The following is a 17,463-nucleotide window of genomic DNA, read 5'->3' as shown; positions in this document are numbered from 1 at the left end:
AAATAAAGGAGAACATACATGAGTCTATTAGATATTGCAAAACAGTTGAAAGCGAACGGATACAACCCACGAGAAGACAAAGTCAACAGCGGCAACCAGCATTTGCCGGGTGGTGAATATCCAGTGGTATTATCAGGAGTTGAAGCTCGTGTTGCTGATAGTGGCTGGGAGTCTATCAACTATGCTTTTGAAGTTCGTGATCCAGAAAGTCCATTCAATGGTCGGACACAGTATGTCGGAATGGGTACTTTGACTGAATGGGTCAAGAATGGTAAGACCATGGACCTGACAAGCATGGTTGAAACCACTGTTAAATTCTTCCATAAGGCTTTGGAATTGGCTGATGACAAAATGGTCGGTTCAGATCTTGATGACAACAAAACCATGGAAGAAGCTCTGAAACGTAAAGCAGTTGGGACTAAGTTTATCTTAGTTATCGGCGAATACACCAAACGTGACAAATCCATTGGCTACAATTATGACTTAGAAGTCTATCCAGGGGCAAAAACAAGCGAGCCACTAGAAATTGATGATGATGATTTGCCGTTCTAATTTCTAATGGAGGTTACTTATGCCGTCAATGAAAGAATATGCTTTACAGTATCAAAAGCTTGGTTTTGCAGTCATACCGATTCATCCACATAAGAAAAGACCTCTTATCGAATTTGCGGATAAGCCAGCGATGACGGCCGAAGAAATTGAAACATTTTGGGACGGCTACCCAAATGCCAACATTGCTTTTCGTACCACGAACTTCTTTGTGATTGATATTGACAAGCATGGTAAATCCAACGGATTTGAGTCATTGAAGAAGTGGAAACATCTGGGCTTGATTGAACCAACGCTGCAAGCTAAAACGGCGAGTGGCGGCAAGCATCTTTTCTATTTCAAACGTGATGATTGCCCTATCTCACAGATGATTGGTTTTTTGCCTGGTGTGGATATCAAGGCTCATGAAAATAATTATGTCTTGGTCGCCCCATCTGCAACAGAAAAAGGGCAGTATGAATGGGATTTGGACAAGTCCAAGGAAGGCGGTACAATGGTCACCCCTTCCAAGGAACTTATCCAAGCTATCAAGAAGCAGTATGGAGATACTCACGGCTACAGGTATGATGGTACTGATGGATTAAGAGATTTTGCCAGAAGGTCGGCTAGTCGTGATAAAACCATTACAACAGATCTATTTGAGACCATTGCCCTGGGGTTTGGTGATGAGGGTGGACGAAATGACAAGTTGGCCAGTTTTGTTGGTGGATTGCTCTTTCGGGCTGTTGATGATGACATTGTCTTGCAATTAGCTAGGATAGCAAACACAAACAGTGCCAGTCCTTTATCGGATAGAGAAGTAACTAGAACAGTTGAAAGTATGATTAAGAAAGACAGGAGGTGAGCGCTATTGGTAATGTAGTAAGTATTGATAGTCAGCCAAAATTTATTCTAACAGGCAACGGTGCTATCAAGTCATCTAGTCCGGTCAATGTGCTCTTGTCTTTCAAGGCAGATGACCAGCTAGGGCAATTTCTTAGACGGAATGATTTTTCACAGGAATATGAGTTCACACAAGATGTGAAGATTGGACGGACAACTTTCAAGCAGGGTGAACTTCCAGCAAACTTCAACAGCGTTGTGACGGTTTACTTTGAGAATGTCCTTGGAATTGTGTACTCAGATAAGGCATTCAAAGCTGGTTTCGAAACTTTCATGTCTGAGAGGTCATACAATCCAGTCTTGGATTATATGGAAAAGGCAGCGTCAAATTGGGACGGTAAGAAGCGGATTGCTCGCATGCTTCAAGTCTATCTTGGTGCTGATGACAATCCATTGATTTCAAAGATAGCTCAAATGTGGTTAGTTGGGGCGGTTGCCAAGGTCTATGATCCCTATGTGAAATTTGACTACGTCCTGGACCTGGTCGGTGGTCAAGGTGTTGGGAAAACATCCCTACTTCAAAAGTTGGGTGGTCCATGGTACACGGATGCCGTGACAGACTTTGCCAATAAGGACAACTATGACATCATGTTGAAATCACTCATTGTCAATGATGATGAGATGGTAGCAAGTAATCGGATGAGCTTTGCAGAAACCAAGGCCTTCATCTCAAAGACCAGCCTACGTTATCGGAAGCCTTATATGAGCAAGACGGAGGAATTTGCCAAGAACTTTATTTTGGCACGAACAACCAACCAGAAGGAATATCTCAAGGACAAGACTGGTGAACGTCGTTTCCTGCCTGTACTTGCTGATGCTGCTAAACAACGGAAACATCCGATGACAATTGAACCTCAAACGATTGAACAGATTTGGGGTGAAGCTGTGACGGTTTTCAAAGCTGGTGTTGATTTGATGTTTGATGAGGAAACGGAAGATGAATTGAATATCTACCGTGAAAAATTCATGTATCGTGATGAGGTTGAATTGCAGGTCTTGGAATATCTGGACATGCCGGTTCCTAGTAATTGGGAAAAATGGCCTATCCAGAAACAACATCAGTACACGATGCGGTATTTTGATAATAGTCCTGAGTTTGAACCTGGCGAAAGTAGGTTATCAAAAGTATCAACAAGGGAAATGATGTATAACCTTTTTATGCGAAATTCGAATGACAGGAAATTATCAACTAAGATTAACATGGTCATGGATGATCATCCTGATTGGGAGAAAGGTCAATATAGAATTGGCGGAAAAAATACTAAAGGATTTAAGCGAATAACAGAAAAATAGTTCGGTTGCATTTGACTTTTTATCGGTTGACATCGGTTGACATTTTTAAAAAGTTCGGTTGCATCCAACCGAAGTGCAACCGATAAATTTAGACTTCGGTTGCACCCTTAAACCCTTGGTATTATTGAGTTTATACTTATTATTTATATATAATGCAACCTATCAACCGATATATTATAAAAAAATAAAAAAATATATATAAATAAAGAAAAAAGCCTATAAAATAGGGATTTTGAAAAATTTTTTCTTTTTTTCGGATTTTATCGGTTGCACGGTTGCATTTCATTTTTTGGAGGTAAAATATGGCAGATCCAGTCAAAAAGCCGTCGCATTACCAAGGCCGGTTCGGACTTGAAGCAATCGATGTCATCAAAAATTTTGCAGCCTGCCCGGAGCAAGAAGAAGGTTTCTACTGGGGGAATGCCATCAAGTATATGTTACGTTGGCATGGTAAGAATGGATTGGAAGATCTGAAGAAGGCTCGTCAAAATCTTGACTGGTTGATTGAAACTTTGGAGAAAAATAATGGTTGAACTAACTAGAAAACAAGCTGATTTTGTTGAAATCATGAGGAAATCAATTCTTGATCCCGAAATACAGGAATTGACAAATGATCAAAACCTGCTAAATGCAGCCCTATTACTAGGATACGTAGTGAAGGAGGAAGTGGTACAAGACTTGGACAGTGAGTGTGATATTTGACCACATGGTGGTAGATGAAACGCATTACTTCGAAAATGAAGCTGATGCTTTGAAATGTAAAGGTGCATTAGAAGAGAGGTATCGAGGTCAGCGGTTGTATAGCGTTAGGATGGAGGAAGTTTAGTGAAAGAGCTTATAAAACTCTTAGCAAGCGTTATTGTTGTGTACCTTGCTGTTGCAGGAATTGCTGGACAGGGCTAATATGATTGAAATGAGGAAGTAATCGAGAAAGAGGAGTAAATCATTCACGCGCATCCGCCTGAGAACACAAAAAAAGCGTAAGTGAAAATTCTTACGCTTTCCGCCACCTAGTTTGGTGACCACTTCCAACGACCACTCTTTCGCTTTTTAGCTTACCACGCAAGCGTGGTGTATCGCTAAGCGAAAGGAGGTGGTCTTATGGAAGACATCATACTAGTCTTAATTCTACTATATCTTCTCACAAATAGCAAGGAGAAATAGGCGGAAAGCATAACCGCCCTGAAGGAAACCCTTCAGGGCGGGTCTCAAGGGGCTAGATAGCCTGAGTTATGACAAGAAGATTGGAGGAAACATGGAACTAACAGTAAATGATATCATTACAACTTGTCACAAAATCAATACCAAACCAAATATCCATCTTGGAGAGGTGCAGGATGTGTATGAGTCCAAGGATGGGCAGATGCGGTATTACGTTAACAGGAAGAATGGTGTAGCTTATTTGTACGCCACACAGGAAAGAGGGTGTTTCTTATCGGTGGTAACCGAATAAAAGAAGATGAGCTTGAGTATATGCGTCATCTATACCAGTATCCAGAGGACAGCAGGATAAAAGATGTGATAGCTTATCTCGGTATCTCTAGGCGTGCTTATTACTACCGCAAGGATAAAGCAGGTATTACCAAGAAGCACATTAGAGGTTGGTCGGATAAAGAGATTGAATTTATCAAAAATACATACAATACGTTAACGACACAAGAACAAGCTGATATGTTGGGTAGGACGGTTAGCGCCGTTAAGAATAAACGTTTTGAAATCGGTGCGGTACGCTATCATTCAAAACCTCGCTTGAAAGATGTTATAAAATTAGCAAGTGATGGTCTGACAAGACGTGAGATTTCTAAAACGCTCGGAATCTCAATCAGTGCTGTTGATTGGTATCTATACCATTACGGTATTGACTATGTAAAATGCGATGGGTCGCATGTTTGGAGGAATGACATGAGAGCGTTATTTGGAGGAAACAGATGAATAAACAGGAAGCGATTGAGCAATTAGAGTGGAATGTTATGAGAACGTCAGATTTTGACAGAGCAGAAGATGTTGTGGTATTCGAGAAAGTGAAGAGTATCATCTCCCAAATCCACGAACCGCAGAAGGTTGTGGTGCCGAAGCATATCGCTGATAAAATCGAATATTGCAAAAATACAGAAGGGTATGGGCTATTTCATGCAATGGATCACTGCTTTGGATATAGCGATTCTGCTGAATGGCTAGAATACAACCAAGAAACATTCGCCCTAGCTTGGGTGTACGGTTATGAGATTGAGAAGGAAGTACTGTACTTTGTTGAAATACCTAACCCTAACAGCAGAGATGTTTATGATTACTTTCTCAAAAAGGACTCCTCTACAGGAAAAGTGGTTTTATTTAAGCGTAGTGTAAACCCTCGCAACAATAAAGATTTATGGCTCACCGAATCCGAAATTAAACAGGATTTTGAGTGGGCGTGGGATGCTGGGTTTGCGAAAGAGGTGGAGTGATGGAGAATTATTTAATGTATGGAATCGTCATTTTAGGAATTATAAGTGTCGTGCTAAATATAGCCCTCATCTTAGTTTATGCTATAGCTATTAAAAATCTCGATAGTCAGCAACGAGAATATAAAAATGAGATGAGACGGATATTCGGTTGGGATGAATATGATTGGAGTGATAATTTTGATAGAGTTAAAAGAAGGTCAGAACGGCTACTAGAAGAGGTTGATGAGCTTAATAAATTACCTCTAATCATTCAAGCGAAGAAAGAGCAGACACTTAGATGTTTGAATCAGGAACAAGACCAAACGCAGAGAGAAATCGAGAGGTTGAGCAAAGGAGGTTGAGTGATGGATTGGCCGATATTAGACTTTTTATTTAAATATCTTCATATCTGCGTTAATAGCGATTTTAACCATAGTTTGGATACTTATCATCGCCATGATATGTATGTTTTTCGAAAAATAGGAGGCAAACAATGACTAAAAAACTAGGTGTGCTACTGGTCGATGTGCCAGAGCCGAGGTTTGCTGTGTATCATTTTGTTTACTTGTCAGAATTAGGTTTTATGATTAAACCTTCAAGTGACTCAAAAATAATACTGGATTTAGCCTACAAATGCACCCAAGAAGAAGCTAAAAAATACCCGCAATTTAGATGGGTAGCGTTGGAGGATTTATGATTGGGAGAATTTACAAAGATAGAAACGACAACCACGTTAAAGTTGTCGCTAAGGCAATGCTGGTTTATACGAATGAGGATCTGATCGTGTACGACAATCTAGAGAATTTGCATACATGGTCAATGACCGAAAAAGATTTTAATAATGTTTTCGAGGAGGTAAAGAATGCATCGAGCAATTAAAACACTGTTTGGTTTCCATCGTCACGAGTTTAAGCCATATCGCGATGAAAAAGGAGACGTCATCTGTTTGGAGTGTATGAGGTGCAGGAAGAGAGAAGAGAAGGTGAATTATGAAGACACGCTACTATGAGACAGTGCTATATCTGACTATCCTTTCCCTGTCTCTTGTATCTCTGATATTAGCGCTAAAGGTCAAGAAATTAGAAGCACGACCGATCGAGATTGTCTATCAAGTCGATAGCGGTGGTGCTGTCGGTACTGGTGTGGTGACGTCCAAATCAGAGCATGACGGACGGTACACCTTGACTATTAGTGGTTACGGAAATTTCTTGGTGACAAAAGAGCAGTATGAGGATGTTAAGGTTGGTGATGAGATGCCTGAGTATTTGAAAGGGAGAGGGGGATGAGATGGCTGTTCTCAAAATTACAATTGCTGTTTTAAAATTTTTATTCACCTAAGAAGGTCCGCGCAGACGTTCGATTCGTCTGTTAGGTCTAGTCTGGCCAGACTAATTATAAAAAAATAAAGTGGAAGACGCACCCACTAACGAAAGGATAACAGGCTCCTGCGCCGTGAGATTGGTGGCGACCGCTCAGGAAGGCGTTAAATTTTTGATCTTAATAAAAAGCACACAAAAAAAGAGCGTCTCCGCTCCCTTATGTTCGTATTCCGTATCTATTATAACATAAAGGAGAAAAAATGAGAAGAGCGGAAGATGTTTTAGATGAACTAAGAACACTACTACCATATATCGAGAGTTTGGCAGAAGAGCGTGCGCAATTAAAGTCTTCTTTGCTCTCAAGCCCTAAGATGAGCGATATGAAAACTAGCGGTGGTATAAAGAAACAAGTTGACGATACCTACTCTGAAATTATGGATTTGGATAAAGAGTTGGCAACTGAAAGTCGTCGTGCGACTGAACGCAAAACAGAAATATCTTTGCTGATCAATCAACTTCCCAACCACGAACACCGTATCTTACTAAGGATGATTTACATTAATCACTTTGATGAATGGACAATTAGGGATCGTTTAAAAATCGGACGGAATAGATATTTTAAATTAAGAAGGGACGCCTTAAAAGAATTCGAGGTACTAATTAACACTGATTAACACGAAAAGGTACTAATTAACACGAAAAGGCACTTAGGGATAGTGTATTATAGTATTATCGAAAATTAAGGGTAAGGTATTAAACCTTGCCTGTTATGGAGAGTTACTCAAGAGGCTGAAGAGGGCAGGTTGCTAACTTGCTAGGTCGAAGATTCGGCGCATGGGTTCGAATCCCATACTCTCCTTTAGGGCTTAGCCTAGATAATCGGTAGCTAGGCTACCCGCTCAAATCTCGCAAGGATGAGAGTGAAGTTGAAGAGTAAAGCAGCTTAGACCTTTAGCGGGGTTTTCGTTAATTGAAAAACAGCTTAGTAATTTGTGATGTAAGGAGTGGTTGGTCTAACTAACCGTGCATGGCTATTACTGAAAGGAATTTCAGTGGATAAGCAACTAAATCATAAGGTTGCAAAAGATAGCTGATTAAACGTGTAATCTCAGCGTTTGAATTAGAATAGTTTGACAAGGTAGTTCAAAGCGGGGGCAGTTGGTAGACGTATCAAAAAGAAGCGCATGTGCAGAAGGCTGGGCTGATAACTCAGAGATGATGGTTCGAATCCATCCCTTGTCGTTCATTTGAATTGGTAGTTCAAGTTGGAGATTTAGTCACACAATAGTGTGGCTTTTTATTTTGGATTGGAGGTAATGGGAGTGGAGTTCGTTGAACCTATTAGAGATAAAGAAGATATCGAACGAATGAAACGATACTTGAGGGAATGGAGTGAGCGAAACTACATCCTCTTCTTATTCGGGATTAATACAGGTCTTAGGATTAGTGACTTGCTTAAACTTAGAGCCAAAGATGTTGCTGGCTGGTACGTTGTTATTCGCGAGAAAAAGACAGGGAAACACAGACGTTTTAAAATGCCTAAGAAACTCAAGAAAGAAGTCAGAGAGTACACAAGGTTTATGGATCCAGACGATTATCTATTTCTCAGTAGGCAAGGAAACAACAAACCAATAGACCGCCGAACAGCTGACTGGATATTGAAAGTAGCCGCTAGTGAGTGTGGGTTAGAACATATCGGAACTCACAGTATGAGAAAGACTTACGGCTATCATTATTATAAACAATTCGGAGATGTAGCTGATTTAATGACAATCCTTAACCACTCTTCGCCTAAAATAACTCTGAGGTATATTGGTGTATATCAAGACCACTTAGATAAGCGAGCGAGTAAGTTTAATCTTTAGTTAGCTTTATTTACGAGATAGGAAACTGGAAATTGCAACTATTCATAAATACGTTTATAACAAGGGATTACGACATGTTAAACAGTTGGACAGAATATAAGATATGTCTAAGTGGTAAAGGTATTAAAAAAGAAAACATTGCAGTTTGAATAGAAAGAATTAACTAATGATTGATACATCTACAAGAGAGAGCAGAAGAGTATTCTATCATTCAACAGCATGGAAGAGACTAAGGCTTGAAGTGTTGGAGCGTGATCACTATGAATGTCTGTGGTGTGCTGAGGAAGGAAAAGTGACTACCAATGATTTGGAAGTGGATCATATTATGGAATTGAAATACCATCCTGAGCTGGCATTAGATATCAATAACCTAAGAACATTATGTAAATACCATCACAATCAGCGGCACGAACGATTTGAATTTAAAAAACACAAACCAAAGAAAGAGAAAACCTTCAGAGAAGATGAGTGGTTCGGTACACCCCCCGTCAAATAAAATCGCTTAAAAAAATGAAAATGGATACCGGTGGGCAGGGGTGACTCGCAAGAAAAATAACAAAAAAAGTAGTAGAGGGGGGGTAAAATGGAAAAAACTATCAAAGAATTAGAAAAACAGCTACTTTCTAAAGTAGCCCAATTTAGTCCCAAAAAGAAAGATGCAGTCGAGCTTGAAAAAGTATCTCGGTACATCAATCTGACTAGAAAGTATTACGAGCTTCAAAAATCCATCGACACTGAGGGACTCATCGTTGAAACAAGAAATGCCTCACAGACCTTTTTTAAGGAGAATCCTGCTGTGGGAGCTCAACTTAAAATCTCTGCGCAATTATTAGCTATTGAAAAATCATTTAGTTTTTACGTAGATAGTTCCCAGATCAAAGATTCGGGAAGTGATGGGTTATTAGATGGTTAGTCATAAATTTATCGATGATTATCTTGGTCGGTATGAACGTGGGGAGATTTTATTCAACGATGAGCGAAAGCTGCTTTATAATTATCTGAAAACCGACTTGCTGATTAGGGATGATATTTATTTTGATGACAAGCTGATTGATGCCTATGTGACTTTTTCGGAAAAGTTCTACTTCCCTCTCGATGAGTGGGAGAAGTTCTTAGCACCGTTTGTCTTTTGTTTTTTCAAGGATAGCGGTGACTTGGTTTTTGAGAAGTTCTTTGTGACTATGGGCCGTGGTGGTGGTAAGAATGGTTTTATTACAACTCTAGCCAATTTTTTGATTAGTACTTTACATGGTGTACCTCTGTATGATGTGACAATTGTTGCCAATTCAGAGGAGCAGGCACAGCGTAGTTTCCTTGAAGCGCATTACAAGATTGATGAGAAGCCGATTATGCAGAAGTTTTTTGCGAACGGAAAGGCAAAAATAGTTGATAAGAAGACAAAGAGTACGTTTAAATTTGCAACGTCGAATGCTAAAACTAAGGACGGTGGTCGTGAAGGTGCTGTTATCTATGATGAAATTCATGAGATGGTGGACGAGGCTATTGTCAATGTATTCTCTGGTGGTCTTGGGAAGGTGGATTTTCCTCGGGAGTTTTTCATTTCTACCAATGGCTTTGTTCGTGATGGTTATTATGACAAGCTCTTTGCTAAGTGCGTGGCATTTTTAAAAGGGGAGAGTCAAGAACGGATCTTCCCTTTTATCTGTAAGTTGGATCAGGCAGAAGAGGTTGATGATTTTGAGAAGTGGGAGAAAGCTAACCCTGTCTTTTCTAAGCCGATGAATCGTCGAGCTACTCGTTTGTTTAATAAGCGGGTCAATGATTATTATGATTTAGCTGAAAATCCGAGCTCACGAAAGAATTTTATGAACAAGCATATGAACTTTCCTGAGATGGATTTGGAAAAGGATGTGACCAGCCGTGAGAAACTACTGGCGACTTTGCGAGAGCCAACGGATAGTTTGGCAGGTCGGTCTTGTGTGGCTGGTTTTGACTTTGCGGGTATTCGTGACTTTGCCTCTGTTGGCTTGCTTTTCAAGATTGGGGATGAGTATGTGTGGAAGCAACATTCTTTTGCTCGTCGTGAGATTATCAGGAAGTTTAATATCAAGGCTCCGCTGGATGACTGGGAGAAAATGGGATTGGTGACTATTGTGGATGAGCCTAGCATTTCTGCTAGCTTGATTGTAAATAAGCTTGTCGAGTGGCGTAATGAGGGCTATCAGATTGAAGTGGTCTGTGCTGATAGTCATAAGATGGACTATTTGAAACTGCTGCTGGAAGAGGCAGGTTTTGAGTTCGAGTTCCTGCGCAATCCTGGGGCCATTCAAGCCAAGATGTCGCCTATCATCGAGGATAACTTCGAAAATGAGCGGTTTGTGTTTGGTCAGGACAATATGATGCTCTGGTACACGGATAATACCTTTGTTCGTAAGGATAAGTCTGGGAATGTTCGCTACGATAAGAAGGAGCCAGTCCGCAGAAAGACGGACGGTTTCCACGCTTTGTTGGCTGCACTTTATAAGCGTGAACGTATCGAAGAGGGGACAGCTTTGGATTTCCTTGAGATGGTCCGTGATTGGGATTTTTAAAAGGACTATTAAAAACCTCAGAATATTGCTATAATACTGTTATAGTCGAAACTTTGAGGAGTATTTGGTATGTGGTTTTTATTATTTGTAGCACTTTGTATGACTATTTTTTTTGTTGGAGTTAACTTAAATTCTAGGCGTGATACTCACTCAGCGGAGAATTCTGCAACTGGCGATAGTGTTTTAGGCGAAAATTTACAGAAAGAAAATCTAGAAACTGAAGAGAAACATGCTGAAAAAGAATTTGTCTGGCACCGTGTGACTAAAGTCAAGGGAATGTATTTCCGTGACGGAGTCGGAGAGGTATTCTCATTGTTACAAGGTGACAATCTTTCTTTTATGGGAATGGATAGTAAAGAAATACGGGCTTACTTGAAAGATGAGCGTGAGATATTTGATTACGGTCGCATCTATGAATTTGAGCCTGTTTCGACTTCAAATGTTCAACTTGTTCCTGAGCCTGATAATCCCTATGATGAGAATGCCCTGAAAGTTGTCGTTGAAGGTATCTTTATCGGATATGTTAGTAAGGGTTATGCGAAACAGTTGCAAAAATATGTCAACAATGAGTCATTTTCTGTTGATTGTCTCGCTACTTTTTCTGGAGGGAAGCACAAGAGTCTATCATGGGAATATACTCGAGTGCAGAATGGTGAGAAGGCACTTACTTGTAAACTTGAAATAAAGGTCAAAAAAATGAGTAAGAAGAATCAATCGTAGCGTGAGAATATCTTGTCGTAAAATGTCGTATTTGGCATTTTTGATGTGATAGAATGGTAGTATCAAATATTGGGCATTCGAGAAATCGGGTGCTTTTTTGTTGCTGAAATAAGAAAGAGGTGATGTGATTGGGGTTACTTGATTTTTTTATGAGTCGGAATAAGAGTCCAACGGTTGATTTGGAGGATTTTTCGGTCTTGCTGGAGGATTTCAATAAGGCTTACTTGAAGACTTTGGCGATTGATAAGTCGGCGGAGTTTGTGGCTCGGATTTTCTCTAAGGCTGAGTTTTCTTTTGTGAAGAATGGTGAGGTCTTTGCTAGTCCGTGGGAGTATCTGCTCAATGTGCGTCCGAATATGGACGATAGTGCGTCGCAGTTTTGGCAGAAAGTGCTCTATCGTCTGCTGGTGCATAACGAGGTGTTGATTGTCCTGTCGGATGATGACCAGTTGTTGATGGCTGATTCTTATGTTCGTAGGGAGTATGCTCTGTATGAGGATAGTTTTGAGTCTGTGGTGGTTAAGGATTATCAATTTAAGCGGACGTTTGGCAGGAGCGAGGTTATCTTTCTCCAATACAATAATCGGCATCTAGATGCATATTTGAGTCGATTGTTTGAAGACTATCAGAAGCTCTACGACCGTTTGGTTGAAACGATTGCTCGGAATAATCAAATCCGTGGAACGTTGAACATCAAGGGGGCTAGTCAGCTCTCCAAGGAAAATTTAGACTTGATGAAGTCTTATAGCGAGAAGTTATTCCAAGTTTTTAGTAATCGTTCTGTTGCGATTGTGCCTATGATCAATCAGTTAGAGTATGCTGAACTGACAAACAAGGTCGGTGTGACCAATACGTCTATCGATGACTTGAAGAAGTTGAAAGCTCAATTTGAGGATGAGGTGGCGGACTTAATCGGTATTCCTGCCGTGGTCTTACATGGTGAGGTGGCTGGTATTGAGGAGGCTCGAAAATCCTTTGCAATTGATTGTTTGAAACCTTTGGTGAAGAAGGTCAAAGATGAGTTGACGGCTGCCTTGATTGAACCGTCTGATTATCAGGCTGGTGTGAGGCTTGGTATTGCCAAGGTGGTTGACCGTGATATTCTAGACTTGTCGTCTAGTATTGATAAGATTACGTCCAGCGGTGCCTTTAAGGTCAATGAGGTTCGTCATGAGCTTGGTTTTGCGCCTGTTGAGGGTGGGGATATTATCATCCGTACCAAGAACTATGAGGTAGCTGGAAGAGATGAGAAAGGAGAAGAGAGTGAAGAGGATTCACATTAATGGACCGATTGTGTCAGATGGTGACCGTTGGTTTTATGATTGGTTTGATATGCCTGCGACTGCTCCAAAGGATATCGTCTTGCCTGAGACTAGTGAACCAATTGAGGTGATTATTAACTCTGGTGGGGGTGATGTCTATGCTGGTAGTGAAATCTATACCAAGTTGCGTGATTATGCCGGTCAAGTGACAGTCAAGGTGGTTGGGATTGCTGCTAGTGCTGCTTCTGTTATCGCTATGGCAGGTGATGTGGTTGAAATCAGTCCAACGGCTCAAATCATGATCCACAATGTATCAACAGTAGTTGCGGGTGACCATAGACATATGTTGCATGAAGCAGGAGTACTAGAAGGGTTTAATCAATCCATCGCTAACAGCTATGTGGCCAAGACTGGGATGGAGACGTCTGAACTGCTGGACTTAATGGCCAAGGAGACATGGTTTACTGCCCAGCAAGCTGTGGAACATGGTTTTGCAGATAAGGTCATGTTTGAAGACACTACTGCCCCTCAGTTAGTGGCGAGTTTGGAAAATATGGTGCCTAGTCGTGTAGTGTCTCGGATTGCTGAGATAGTCCATCAGAAACAGGAGATTGACTATGATAAGTTAGCCGAGGCGGTTGTTTCCAAAATGGAAAATACCACTGAAAAAGAAGTTATTGAAGAAGTGAAGGAGGTTCCAAAAGGATTTGGGGCTTTTTGTTTTTAAGTAAGGAGAATATTAAATGACGATGAAGTTATCACAAGAATTTGAATCAGCTCGTAAGACTTTTGTAGATGCGGTTGCATCTGGTGCTGAGAAAGATGTACAAAATCAGTTGTACAATGATATGTTGGAAGCTATGTTTGCGGAAAGCAAAAAAGTGGCACGTAACGAGGTGGAAGCAGCTATCGCAACTACTCCTGCTGAAGCAGGAATGACGGCTCGTGAGCGTGCTTTCTTTAACGAAGTTAAGAAGAGTGCCCCTGAAGGTATCGATGAGCATTTCCCTGAAGAAACGGTTGACCGTATTTTCGAGGATTTGGTAAAGAAACACCCACTTCTCGAGCATATCGGATTGCGCAACGCAGGGATTCGTTTGAAGTTTTATACTTCTGAAAATGCTGGGAAAGCTGTTTGGGGTAAAATCAACGGCGAAATCAAAGGTCAACTTGAGCAAAGCTTCCAAGATGACAAGGCTATCCAGAATAAATTGACGGCATTTGTCGTGCTTCCAAAAGATACGGAGAAATTTTCTCCTTCTTGGTTGATGACCTTTGTTAACTTGCAAATCCAAGAGGCATTTGCGGTTGCGCTTGAAGAAGCATTTTTGAACGGCGATGGAGCTGATAAGCCGATTGGTTTGAGTCGTAAATTGACAGGTACATCTTCTCCTAAAGGTACAACTTACCCTGAGAAGGCTGCTCAATCGACTATTTTGACATTTGCTGACTCTAAAACGGTCGTGAAGGAATTGACGACCGTTTACAAACACCACTCTACTAAAGAGAACGGTGAACCTGTGGCAGTTGAAGGAAATGTGGTTATGGTGGTCAACCCTGCAGATGCTTGGGATGTGAAGAAGCAATATACTTCTCTTAATGCTCAAGGTTTCTATGTGACTGCAATGCCCTATAATTTGATTGTCGTGGAGTCTATCTACCAAACCAAAGGCAAGGTCACAACATTTGTCAAAGGTCGTTATGATGCTTTTGTGGCTGGTGGCCTTGAAATCAATAAGTACACTGAAACCTTTGGTCTTGAGGATGCTAACCTTTACACTGCCAAGCAGTTTGCTTACGGTAAGGCTCGTGATGAAAAGGCTGCGGCTGTGTGGACCTTGCAAGTACCTGATGCTATTCCTGGTGCTTAGCAATGGTTGGGGTCAGCTATGAATTGTTGACGGCGTTCAAGGAGCGGATGCGAATTTTCCATGATATGGAGGATGATAATCTAGAACGGATTTTGGCTAGTTCGCAGGCCGCTCTTTCTGAGCGTTTTGGTTTAGCAGTTGATACGATTGATTCTGGGCAGGAGTTGATTTTAGAAAGGTCACGTTATGTCTATAATGACAAGCTGGAGCTTTTTGAGTCAGCTTTTGCTGAGGAATTGAATCGTTTTGCATTTGTACATACGTTGAAAGGATTTGATGATGAAAGTAGTGACGAAGAAGGTCTTTCATGATTTGAAGGAAGATATTATCCGCTTTGAGGGAGACATCTTTGAAGTGACTGAAGAGCGTTTTAATGAAATTAATGAAAAGTTACCTAACTTTTTAGAAGTTGTAGAAGATGAGCCAGTTAAAAAGCCGGGTCGCAAGAAGAAATCGGTAGAAGAAGATGACCAAGCATGAGACTTCTAACGGCGATTTGAGGACTCCTGTGGTCTTTTTTTCAGCTACTGTTGATGACGGTTTAGATGGTCGAGATATGGCTTTTAAAAAGGTCTTTTCTACTTTTGCTGAGGTTTACAATCCTAGTATGAAGGATTTGGAGATTTCAAAGAGTAAGGGAGTAAAGGCTAGTTTGACGCTGACCATTCGTGACCCTTTGACGGCTTATGTACCTGATAATCGGCACTTTGTTGAAATTCTTGACCATCGGTACGCTGGTCAGAAGTGGGAGATTTTGGATATTCGCCCACGGTTTGATGAGCGCCTATTTTTGACTATCGTGCTTGGAGGTGGTATTCATGGCTAGTGGTGCAAACTTAGTAGGAGTTGAGGAAGTTCTTGCCAAGATGGAAGAAAAGCTTGGCGAAGCTAAGGTGCGTCGTGTGAGCAACAAGGCTCTGCGTGAGGTAGCTAAGGAAATTGAACCTGATTTCAAGGAGGTGATTTCAAGCTACCGTGATACTGGTGCGACAGTTGAAGCTATCGCTGTTTCTGGTGTTAGTCGGGCTTCTGGTGTTGCTCAAGTGAAGCTGGGCTTTGGTAAAGGGGACCCTGCTCGTTGGCAGTTAGTGCATTTGAATGAGTTGGGCTATGCCCACAATCCAAACCCTCGTGGGTTTGGTGTTATTCGGCGTTTTTCTGAAGGGCTAGAATCTACCTACCCTGAGAAGATAAAAGCACATCTTCAAGATGGTTTTGGAGGTGATTTGTAATGGAAAGGGATATGTTGCTAGACTTGTATGAGTTGCTGGTGGCTGACGAACGGTTGGCAGGTATCTCTATCAAGTCTTTTGAACGTCCTGAGGGATTAGGCGATAGGGAATCCAGTATTGTCCTGAAGCCTGTCACTTCCCCTATCCAATCAGCAATGGGCTCTAATACTAGTCTTGCCAAACGTTACTTGATACAGGTCAATGTAGAGAGTGGAAAACGCTTGGAATGCAAGAAGTTGCAGAGGATTGTGGAAGAGATTTTTGAAGGCAAGCGGTTTTATCAAGTTACCGATGCCATCAGTAATCTGGAAGATTATATTGCAGACATCGGTCGTTATGTCGATGTTCGGACCTACAGAGGGAGAAGTGCCCTCTATAGTGATTATTAGAAATGGAGAATATACATGGTATTAGTTGGTTTTAAATCAATGACGGTTCGTATCTTGGATAATAAAAATCCAGTAGAAGGAACAAACTTGTTTACCTTTGAAGGGAAACAAGATAAAGGGGCGACCCAGAAAGTAGATATCAAGGGGCTTTCAGCAGATGTGGTGAAAACTTATGGTTCAAACATTGCCTATCATGTATCACGCAAAGGTGTAGGGGATGTTGAGGCAGATTTTGAACTGCTGGACATGCGAATGTCTATCCTTGAAAAATTGCTAGGATATAAGAAGTCAGGCAATCTTGGCTTTATCGGTGCAGATACAGAAGCTCCTTATTGCTCTATCTTGTTGGAATCAGAAGAGCCTGATGGTACACCTAGTTATTTTGCTTTTTTCCGTGGAAATTTCTCCAAGGAAGAGTTAGGGACTGAAACACTCAAAGATAAGCAAGAAGAACTTGGTAGCGATAAATTGACCTATACAGCACTGCCAGGTGATTCAGGAGATGCGCAAGATCAGTATCTGGGTTACTATGTTGGAAAAGAAGAATCAGAAGTAACTAAATTGAAGCAGTTATTGAAGATGGTATCGGCTGGATAATTTGAGACGGATTACCGTCTCTTTTTTATGTTTAAGGAGAAAGAAATGTCTATTCTTGAAATTAAGGTTCGCAATGAAAATGGACAAAAGGTTGCTTATGAAAACAGCTATCTGCCTGTGTCTAAGTATCGTGAATATCTGGAAATGTCGGCACGTCATGAGGATAAGGAGTTGGCACTTCCTGAGGCTATTAAATTGGATGAACAATTGAGTTTTATCGCTAGTCTTTTCGAAGGTCTAACAGTTGATGCTATGTATAGCGGTCTGGAAATGGCTGAGCTGAATGATATCATCGGTAAAGTCTTTGTTAAGTTGATTGGTGGTGAAGGTGACCCAAAGGAGAAAGACTAAGCGCCAATGACAGTTTGAGACGGTTTGATTCTTTTCTGAAAAGTGTGGTCAGGTCTGACTACGGAATGAGCATACGAGATGTGATGGATACAGACTATGAGCATTTGATGGCTATCTTGCAAGCAGATAATGATATGACTGAGCCGACAGAGGAGAAG

The 17,463-nt window shown here is 41.1% G+C and carries 28 protein-coding genes and 2 tRNA genes; all 30 read left to right on the top strand.

Annotation, left to right across the window (positions count from 1 at the left end):
• Positions 1 to 18: 18 nt before the first annotated feature.
• The 30 genes from ACEE75_RS06820 to gpG all read left to right on the top strand — a co-directional run bounded on the left by ACEE75_RS06820 (position 19) and on the right by gpG (position 17,305).
• Positions 19 to 552 (top strand): hypothetical protein, encoded by a 534-nt coding sequence (locus tag ACEE75_RS06820; protein ID WP_449173600.1) that lies wholly within the window; start codon positions 19 to 21, stop codon positions 550 to 552.
• Between the two features lie 19 nt (positions 553 to 571).
• The gene (locus tag ACEE75_RS06815; protein WP_449173599.1) at positions 572 to 1,393 is read left to right on the top strand and encodes a bifunctional DNA primase/polymerase; all 822 of its coding nucleotides are present in this window, start codon (positions 572 to 574) and stop codon (positions 1,391 to 1,393) included.
• On the top strand, positions 1,390 to 2,724 hold the full coding sequence (locus ACEE75_RS06810; RefSeq protein WP_449173598.1) for a VapE domain-containing protein: 1,335 nt from the start codon (positions 1,390 to 1,392) through the stop codon (positions 2,722 to 2,724). The genes ACEE75_RS06815 and ACEE75_RS06810 overlap by 4 nt, the downstream gene beginning before the upstream one ends.
• 302 nt (positions 2,725 to 3,026) lie before the next feature.
• On the top strand, positions 3,027 to 3,257 hold the full coding sequence (locus tag ACEE75_RS06805) for a DUF3310 domain-containing protein (protein ID WP_449173597.1): 231 nt from the start codon (positions 3,027 to 3,029) through the stop codon (positions 3,255 to 3,257).
• Entirely contained in the window at positions 3,250 to 3,426 is a 177-nt protein-coding gene (locus ACEE75_RS06800) for a hypothetical protein (protein WP_449173596.1), read from the top strand. The genes ACEE75_RS06805 and ACEE75_RS06800 overlap by 8 nt, the downstream gene beginning before the upstream one ends.
• Positions 3,427 to 3,430: 4 nt before the next feature.
• Entirely contained in the window at positions 3,431 to 3,550 is a 120-nt protein-coding gene (locus ACEE75_RS06795; protein WP_449173595.1) for a DUF7204 family protein, read from the top strand.
• 429 nt (positions 3,551 to 3,979) lie between these two features.
• Complete coding sequence (locus ACEE75_RS06790; protein ID WP_449173594.1) at positions 3,980 to 4,177, top strand: hypothetical protein; 198 nt, start codon at positions 3,980 to 3,982, stop codon at positions 4,175 to 4,177.
• The gene (locus tag ACEE75_RS06785; protein WP_449173593.1) at positions 4,150 to 4,656 is read left to right on the top strand and encodes a hypothetical protein; all 507 of its coding nucleotides are present in this window, start codon (positions 4,150 to 4,152) and stop codon (positions 4,654 to 4,656) included. Before ACEE75_RS06790 ends, ACEE75_RS06785 begins: the two co-directional genes overlap by 28 nt.
• Positions 4,653 to 5,168, top strand: coding sequence for a DUF1642 domain-containing protein (locus ACEE75_RS06780; RefSeq protein ID WP_449164790.1), 516 nt, complete (start codon positions 4,653 to 4,655; stop codon positions 5,166 to 5,168). The genes ACEE75_RS06785 and ACEE75_RS06780 overlap by 4 nt, the downstream gene beginning before the upstream one ends.
• Positions 5,168 to 5,509 (top strand): hypothetical protein, encoded by a 342-nt coding sequence (locus ACEE75_RS06775; RefSeq protein ID WP_449164789.1) that lies wholly within the window; start codon positions 5,168 to 5,170, stop codon positions 5,507 to 5,509. The genes ACEE75_RS06780 and ACEE75_RS06775 overlap by 1 nt, the downstream gene beginning before the upstream one ends.
• A 131-nt stretch (positions 5,510 to 5,640) precedes the next feature.
• Entirely contained in the window at positions 5,641 to 5,844 is a 204-nt protein-coding gene (locus ACEE75_RS06770; protein ID WP_449164788.1) for a hypothetical protein, read from the top strand.
• Between the two features lie 292 nt (positions 5,845 to 6,136).
• The gene (locus ACEE75_RS06765) at positions 6,137 to 6,433 is read left to right on the top strand and encodes a DUF1372 family protein (RefSeq protein ID WP_449164787.1); all 297 of its coding nucleotides are present in this window, start codon (positions 6,137 to 6,139) and stop codon (positions 6,431 to 6,433) included.
• Positions 6,434 to 6,726: 293 nt separating this feature from the next.
• Complete coding sequence (locus ACEE75_RS06760) at positions 6,727 to 7,140, top strand: DUF1492 domain-containing protein (RefSeq protein WP_447574901.1); 414 nt, start codon at positions 6,727 to 6,729, stop codon at positions 7,138 to 7,140.
• 97 nt (positions 7,141 to 7,237) lie between these two features.
• A tRNA-Ser gene (locus ACEE75_RS06755) sits at positions 7,238 to 7,325 on the top strand.
• 273 nt (positions 7,326 to 7,598) lie between these two features.
• Positions 7,599 to 7,708, top strand: a tRNA-OTHER gene (locus ACEE75_RS06750).
• An 80-nt stretch (positions 7,709 to 7,788) separates the two neighbouring features.
• Positions 7,789 to 8,331 carry a site-specific integrase gene (locus tag ACEE75_RS06745; RefSeq protein WP_447574903.1) on the top strand — a complete coding sequence of 181 codons (543 nt, stop codon included), beginning with the start codon at positions 7,789 to 7,791 and terminating at the stop codon, positions 8,329 to 8,331.
• A gap of 166 nt (positions 8,332 to 8,497) precedes the next feature.
• Positions 8,498 to 8,827, top strand: a complete 330-nt coding sequence (locus tag ACEE75_RS06740) for an HNH endonuclease (RefSeq protein WP_447574905.1) — start codon at positions 8,498 to 8,500, stop codon at positions 8,825 to 8,827.
• Between the two features lie 87 nt (positions 8,828 to 8,914).
• Positions 8,915 to 9,244, top strand: a complete 330-nt coding sequence (locus ACEE75_RS06735; protein ID WP_447574907.1) for a P27 family phage terminase small subunit — start codon at positions 8,915 to 8,917, stop codon at positions 9,242 to 9,244.
• Entirely contained in the window at positions 9,237 to 10,883 is a 1,647-nt protein-coding gene (locus ACEE75_RS06730; RefSeq protein ID WP_449173592.1) for a terminase TerL endonuclease subunit, read from the top strand. The genes ACEE75_RS06735 and ACEE75_RS06730 overlap by 8 nt, the downstream gene beginning before the upstream one ends.
• A gap of 69 nt (positions 10,884 to 10,952) precedes the next feature.
• Entirely contained in the window at positions 10,953 to 11,603 is a 651-nt protein-coding gene (locus ACEE75_RS06725; RefSeq protein WP_447574911.1) for an HIRAN domain-containing protein, read from the top strand.
• Positions 11,604 to 11,752: 149 nt separating this feature from the next.
• Complete coding sequence (locus ACEE75_RS06720; RefSeq protein WP_447574912.1) at positions 11,753 to 12,886, top strand: phage portal protein; 1,134 nt, start codon at positions 11,753 to 11,755, stop codon at positions 12,884 to 12,886.
• Positions 12,867 to 13,592 (top strand): head maturation protease, ClpP-related, encoded by a 726-nt coding sequence (locus tag ACEE75_RS06715; protein ID WP_447574914.1) that lies wholly within the window; start codon positions 12,867 to 12,869, stop codon positions 13,590 to 13,592. Before ACEE75_RS06720 ends, ACEE75_RS06715 begins: the two co-directional genes overlap by 20 nt.
• Positions 13,593 to 13,608: 16 nt before the next feature.
• Entirely contained in the window at positions 13,609 to 14,736 is a 1,128-nt protein-coding gene (locus ACEE75_RS06710; RefSeq protein WP_447574916.1) for a phage major capsid protein, read from the top strand.
• 2 nt (positions 14,737 to 14,738) lie between these two features.
• Positions 14,739 to 15,047, top strand: coding sequence for a head-tail connector protein (locus ACEE75_RS06705; RefSeq protein ID WP_447574918.1), 309 nt, complete (start codon positions 14,739 to 14,741; stop codon positions 15,045 to 15,047).
• On the top strand, positions 15,016 to 15,216 hold the full coding sequence (locus tag ACEE75_RS06700; RefSeq protein WP_447574920.1) for a hypothetical protein: 201 nt from the start codon (positions 15,016 to 15,018) through the stop codon (positions 15,214 to 15,216). The genes ACEE75_RS06705 and ACEE75_RS06700 overlap by 32 nt, the downstream gene beginning before the upstream one ends.
• Positions 15,203 to 15,562: a phage head-tail adapter protein gene (locus ACEE75_RS06695; protein WP_447574922.1), complete on the top strand. Its 360-nt coding sequence runs from the start codon at positions 15,203 to 15,205 to the stop codon at positions 15,560 to 15,562. The genes ACEE75_RS06700 and ACEE75_RS06695 overlap by 14 nt, the downstream gene beginning before the upstream one ends.
• Positions 15,555 to 15,968 carry a hypothetical protein gene (locus ACEE75_RS06690; RefSeq protein ID WP_447574923.1) on the top strand — a complete coding sequence of 138 codons (414 nt, stop codon included), beginning with the start codon at positions 15,555 to 15,557 and terminating at the stop codon, positions 15,966 to 15,968. Before ACEE75_RS06695 ends, ACEE75_RS06690 begins: the two co-directional genes overlap by 8 nt.
• Positions 15,968 to 16,357 carry a hypothetical protein gene (locus ACEE75_RS06685; RefSeq protein WP_447574925.1) on the top strand — a complete coding sequence of 130 codons (390 nt, stop codon included), beginning with the start codon at positions 15,968 to 15,970 and terminating at the stop codon, positions 16,355 to 16,357. The genes ACEE75_RS06690 and ACEE75_RS06685 overlap by 1 nt, the downstream gene beginning before the upstream one ends.
• 15 nt (positions 16,358 to 16,372) lie before the next feature.
• Positions 16,373 to 16,954, top strand: a complete 582-nt coding sequence (locus tag ACEE75_RS06680) for a major tail protein (RefSeq protein ID WP_447574927.1) — start codon at positions 16,373 to 16,375, stop codon at positions 16,952 to 16,954.
• A gap of 45 nt (positions 16,955 to 16,999) precedes the next feature.
• Positions 17,000 to 17,305: a phage tail assembly chaperone G gene (gene gpG / locus ACEE75_RS06675; RefSeq protein ID WP_449173591.1), complete on the top strand. Its 306-nt coding sequence runs from the start codon at positions 17,000 to 17,002 to the stop codon at positions 17,303 to 17,305.
• Positions 17,306 to 17,463 lie beyond the last annotated feature (158 nt).

This window comes from Streptococcus sp. 11273D007BT, from assembly GCF_053547195.1.
This window is presented reverse-complemented; position numbering and strand designations above follow the sequence as displayed.